The sequence below is a fragment of the Algoriphagus sp. genome, assembly GCF_024642405.1.
Taxonomy (GTDB): Bacteria; Bacteroidota; Bacteroidia; order Cytophagales; family Cyclobacteriaceae; genus Algoriphagus.
On record NZ_JAHEBC010000280.1, the window covers coordinates 1 to 5139 of the forward strand.

Below are 5139 nucleotides of genomic sequence, written 5' to 3' on the forward strand. Positions count from 1 at the left end.
CTTGATGCAATTCTTCTTTTGTTCTTCCTTTCCGTTCTACTTTGGTGACATAGTGAGGATAAACCGAAGCGAAAGACATTTTCGCAATTTTCTCATCGTGATGGCTGGTGCTGCTCATGTTATTTACTGAATTGGTTTGAAATACAAGTTATTTCAAAGGAATTAATTTTTCTGAATTTTCATTCAATTTCCTTATTATATCTGATAGAAGATGTTGGTGACAAACCTGTTAACTTGTAATTGCTCCTAACAGTTGCTTTGACCATTGACGAACAAAATTGTTCGGTGAAATAGTCTTATAAAGTAGTATTGTCTTCAAATTAGGCTGTTTTGAGGGCTAGAATATGGCATAGAACTGGATGATAAATAGAAAGAAAAGTTTCAGGTAGCTCTAATTTAGACTAACTTCTATTCTAGATTGTCTGAATTTCTAATACATTGATTTTGAAAACCAACCCAAAATAAATGCATCCATAATTACACAATTAACAAAAACTAAAATGAGTCATATCGCCATTCCAATTCCGACTTTTCCTGGTAAGCAGGATATTGAAATCCAAGTTATCATCAACAATGAAGTGAAGTCACTCCACTATAAAGTAGAATTATTTTACTGGGAAGACTGCGCCAATCCTCAAGGTCATCGAGCAGACTGTATTTCAGATATGTTAGCTCATCACGATCCAAACTGGACAGTTTATTACATTGGTGCACCAACCGATAAATTTGTACCCATTACCTTTGTAAACAAGGAAAGCAAAAAGTGGATGCAGGTTCGTTAGTTGAAAATGGAAATTTAATCTTGCGACCTTTTTAGCTGAGTGTTGATTTTAAATTCCTATTAAGAAGGATGCATACCATTGAACCTTTCTATAGCTGGCGAAATTTATACATCGCATCTGAAGATTCGAGATCTCCATTTTATGGATATCAAAACAGTGAGGTCTATTTTACGGATCGGATTTATAATTATACCATTCATCCGCAATGGGACAACATAGGAAGTGAAACACTTTTTTTGAAAGTTCTTTATGTGGATTATAAAGATGGATATGCCATCATAGAACTTTTTGGAGAATGGAATGATCTCCTGAATAATGATATCATGACTCTCAAACGAGATGTTATAGAATTGATGATAGCAGAGGGGATTAATAAATTTATTTTGATTTGTGAAAATGTATTCAATTTTCATGCAGATTTAGATTCTGATGATTATTACGCCGAATGGCAAGATGAATTGGAAGAAGGTTGGATTGCTGTTTTAAACTTAAGAGATCAGGTCTTGACCGAAATGAGTAAATACAATATCGATCAATACTTGGTCATGGGAGGGAAGCTTGACGATGTGGCTTGGCGAACGAAACATCCGAAATTACTTTTTAAACAAATTGATGAATTGGTAATAAGACGGTTGGGCTTTTAAGAATTAGTATTTTGCCCGCAAACGAACAAAATCGTCCGAGATATTTTGATTGAATATCTCATAATCCCTTGAATTAGGCTGTGGAGACTGATTTTTTTATGGCATAATAGTAGAAATAGGTTTTAGATGATTTATCCAACCATCTTATGAAAAACTCAAAATTATTTCTAATAGCATTATCATTTGCATTGTTTTTTGCTTCAGTTCAACAATCTAATGCATTCGCTATTTCTGAACCATACCTTACAAAGGAATTCACCCTTACTGGAAAAGGGAATTTAGAGGTTGAAACTTCAGGTGCCAGCGTGGCGGTAAATGGAGTGCCAGGAAACCAAGTAATTGTAGAAATGTACGTGAAAAGAAATGGGAGAGAGATCGATTCCAAAGATCCAGAAGTAGAAGAATTACTTGAAAATTTTCAATTGGATATTTCAAAAAGTGGAAATACGATTTCGTTGAAAGTGAAGAGGAAAAACAATAATGATTGGAGGAGAGGTGATAATTTGAATCTTTCTTTTAAAGTCCAAGTACCAACTGAAATTTCATCTTCATTTCAATCCAGTGGAGGTTCCATTTCTATGGATAGCATAGAAGGAGAACAAATTATTTCAACAAGCGGTGGAAGTATCAAAGTAGCAAATGCAAGTGGAAGCATCGTTTCCAAAAGTTCAGGCGGATCTTTTAATTTAAATGATTTTGACGGGGAAGTGGATGTTCAATCCAGTGGGGGATCTGTGAAAATCGATGGATTAGAAGGAAAATTGAAAATCAATACATCAGGAGGAAGTGTAACACTAGAAGATATCTCTGGGAGCATTGATGCCAATACAAGTGGTGGTTCTATTAAAGCTAGACTTTTAGGAATTGATGAAGATTTGTCTTTTAGAACTTCGGGAGGTAGCATTACTGCTATGGTTCCTGCTGATTTAGGTTTGAATCTAGATTTACGGGGAGGCCGAGTTAATTCTAAACTTTCCAATTTTGATGGAGAAATCAAGAAAGATTTGATTGCAGGTAAAATAAATGGTGGAGGCTATTTGCTTTCGATGCAAAGTTCTGGAGGAAGCATCAATCTAGAGTTTATTGATTAATTCAAGTCCAATATTTTTTATTATTTCTATTTAATAATCAGCTTACTATGTGGAAAAACTACCTGAAAATTGCCTGGAGAAATATCACTAGAAGTAAAGGATATGCCTTTATCAATATTGCCGGTTTGGGAATCGGAATGGCGGCATCTATCCTAATTCTGATTTGGGTTCAATTTGAGCTTTCTGTGGATCGGTTTCATGAAAATTCGGATCGAATTTATGCAATATGGAGAACCACGGAGATAGAAGGTGAGCCAATTTCATGGGATTATACCCCTGCACCCTATGCTCCCACCTTGAAAGAAAACTTTCCGGAGGTGGAGGAAACTGCTAGAATGACAGAGTGGGATCCCATGATTATGGCTGTTGGGGAAAACAAATTTTCTGAACAACCGACTTTTACAGACCCTGGATTTTTTGAAATCTTTAGTTTTGAAATAGTGGAGGGTGATCCAGTGGAAGCCTTGACTGCTCCCGATAATATTGTTTTGACGGAATCTCTGGCAAAAAAACTTTTTGGCGAAACATCTGCTTTAGGGAAATCAGTTAGGGTCGAGGATCAATTAGATTTTGAGGTAAAAGCGGTGATCAAAGATCTTCCCGAGAATACCTCATTTAATTTTACTGCCTTTCTTCCTTTCAAGAAATTGGAGGCTATGGGATGGGTGGATGATTTTTGGGGAAATAACTCCATGAGAACCTTTACCATGCTTGCAAAAGGATCTGATATCGAGCTTTTTAATGAAAAGTATGCTGACTTTTCTAAAACCTATGGTGGTTTGGATGAAGAAATTTCAGACTTTCTATTCCCAGTCAAAGACCTACACCTTTATTCCAAATTTGAGAATGGACAATCAGTGGGAGGAAAGATTGAACTGATCCGAATGTTTGGAATAGTATCCGTAATTGTGCTGATCATTGCAGGTATTAATTTTGTCAATCTCAGTACTGCACAAAGTGAAAAACGCTCAAAGGAGGTTGGAATCCGGAAAATTTCTGGAGCCGGAAAAAGCATGTTGATTCGACAGTTTTTGTCTGAATCCATTTTGATAGCCCTATTTTCCTATCTCCTGGCTTTGCTGATTATATCTCTTTCATTTCCTTGGTTTACCAATTTGATTGGGCAGGAATTGATCAATCCTTTTTACCAACCGTATTTCTGGATTTTGTCTATCGTTTATATCCTTTTTATTGGGGTTTTAGCAGGGAGCTACCCCGCGTTTTTAATGAGTTCATTTAATCCTACGGTCATTTTCAAACCAAAAATGGGAGTCAAAAGAAGCCTTGGGATCAAACCTAGAGAAGTTTTAGTGGTATTTCAATTTGCTGTGGTAGTAGGATTGATTTCCAGTGTGTGGATTATCCGGGATCAAGTGCTGTATGTTCAAAATCGAGATATGGGGATAAATGAGGCGAATTTGATTTTCCATCAGGTTACTGAACCTATGAGAAAAAACAAATTGGCCATGAGAAATGAGCTCTCGGCTCTCCCTGAGGTGGAAAGTGTCAGTTATACATTTTCTCCATTGACGGAAATTTACAGCGATACGAATATGATGGATTGGCAAGGTAAGGATCCAGATTATAGACCCGCTATGTACAGAATGGGATCAGATGCCGACTTGGTCAAAACTGCTGGCATGGAACTGATAGCGGGAAGAGATATAGATGTATTTACCTATGCGAGCGACAGTATGGCAGCCATAATAAATGAAAAAGCAGCTGAAATAATAGGCTTTGTTGACCCAATTGGCCAAGTCATCAAAGATGATGGTATGGAGTTCACCGTAGTGGGAGTGGTGAAAGATTTTATTATGGAGTCCCCATTTGAGGAAGTGAAGCCTATAGTGGTTATGGGTCCAAAAAGAAATCTGAATTTTATCCATATTCGTTTAAAGACTGGGCAAAATATGGCAAATTCGATAGCAAGTGTAGAACAGGTTTTTGCGAAATTCAATACAGGTTATCCTTTTGAATATAAGTTTGTAGATCAGGTTAATGAACAAAAATTTCAATCCCAAAAAAGAATTGCTTCGCTGACTTCCTTATTCTCTGGATTAGCAGTAGTGATTTCCTGCATGGGACTATTTGGATTGGCTACTTATATCGCCGAACGAAGAAAAAAAGAAATTTCAGTAAGGAAAGTAATGGGAGCCACTGTTTCCAGTTTGGTGGCTTTGCTTTCATCAGAATTTAGTAAACTGGTTTTGGTTTCAATTATCATTGGCATTCCAGTTTCTTGGTATTTTATGAGCGGCTGGCTGGACACATTTGACTACAGGACGAATATAAATTGGACTGTTTTCTTATGGACGGGTGGATTGACACTTTTGATTGCTTTATTAACCGTGAGTTCCCAAGCTATCAAAGCAGCTTTGGTAAATCCTGCAAAAACACTAAAAAGTGAATAAAAAAAGGAGAAAAGCTTTCATTAAATTCTGAAAGCTTTTCTCTGTTAATATATGCTAGGTTGATTTAGAAAAACCTCAATTATTGACTTTATAAATAGGGGCTGGGTTTTTTCCCAAACGAGGGTCTCGATCGATTACCTTTACATTCGACTTACTCGATGTATCCCAAATAATACTTTTGGAAATCTCTTCTGTTTCATTATACCAAACC

General features: G+C 36.6%; 5 protein-coding genes. 4 read left to right on the forward strand and 1 reads right to left on the reverse strand.

Going from position 1 to position 5139, the window contains the following annotated elements; all coding sequences use genetic code 11:
* Positions 1-118: DUF2200 family protein (locus tag Q0L68_RS16070; RefSeq protein ID WP_296705157.1), on the reverse strand; the 118-nt coding region annotated here is incomplete at its 3' end.
* A 382-nt stretch (positions 119-500) separates the two neighbouring features.
* Between Q0L68_RS16070 and Q0L68_RS16075 the strand changes: the two genes are divergently transcribed.
* From Q0L68_RS16075 to Q0L68_RS16090, 4 genes are all read left to right on the forward strand, one after another.
* On the forward strand, positions 501-782 hold the full coding sequence (locus tag Q0L68_RS16075; protein ID WP_296705151.1) for a hypothetical protein: 282 nt from the start codon (positions 501-503) through the stop codon (positions 780-782).
* A 68-nt stretch (positions 783-850) separates the two neighbouring features.
* On the forward strand, positions 851-1426 hold the full coding sequence (locus Q0L68_RS16080) for a hypothetical protein (RefSeq protein WP_296705153.1): 576 nt from the start codon (positions 851-853) through the stop codon (positions 1424-1426).
* 146 nt (positions 1427-1572) lie between these two features.
* The gene (locus Q0L68_RS16085; protein WP_296705154.1) at positions 1573-2517 is read left to right on the forward strand and encodes a hypothetical protein; all 945 of its coding nucleotides are present in this window, start codon (positions 1573-1575) and stop codon (positions 2515-2517) included.
* A 47-nt stretch (positions 2518-2564) separates the two neighbouring features.
* A complete protein-coding gene (locus Q0L68_RS16090) occupies positions 2565-4928 on the forward strand; it encodes an ABC transporter permease (protein WP_296705155.1) in 2364 nt (787 codons plus the stop codon).
* Positions 4929-5139 lie beyond the last annotated feature (211 nt).

Excerpts from the sequence above, each read along its gene's own strand:
- Q0L68_RS16075 (WP_296705151.1), top strand. The coding sequence starts at position 501 with ATGAGTCATATCGCCATTCCAATTCCGACTTTTCCTGGTAAGCAGGAT.
- Q0L68_RS16080 (WP_296705153.1), top strand. The coding sequence starts at position 851 with ATGCATACCATTGAACCTTTCTATAGCTGGCGAAATTTATACATCGCA.
- Q0L68_RS16085 (WP_296705154.1), top strand. The coding sequence starts at position 1,573 with ATGAAAAACTCAAAATTATTTCTAATAGCATTATCATTTGCATTGTTT.
- Q0L68_RS16090 (WP_296705155.1), top strand. The coding sequence starts at position 2,565 with ATGTGGAAAAACTACCTGAAAATTGCCTGGAGAAATATCACTAGAAGT.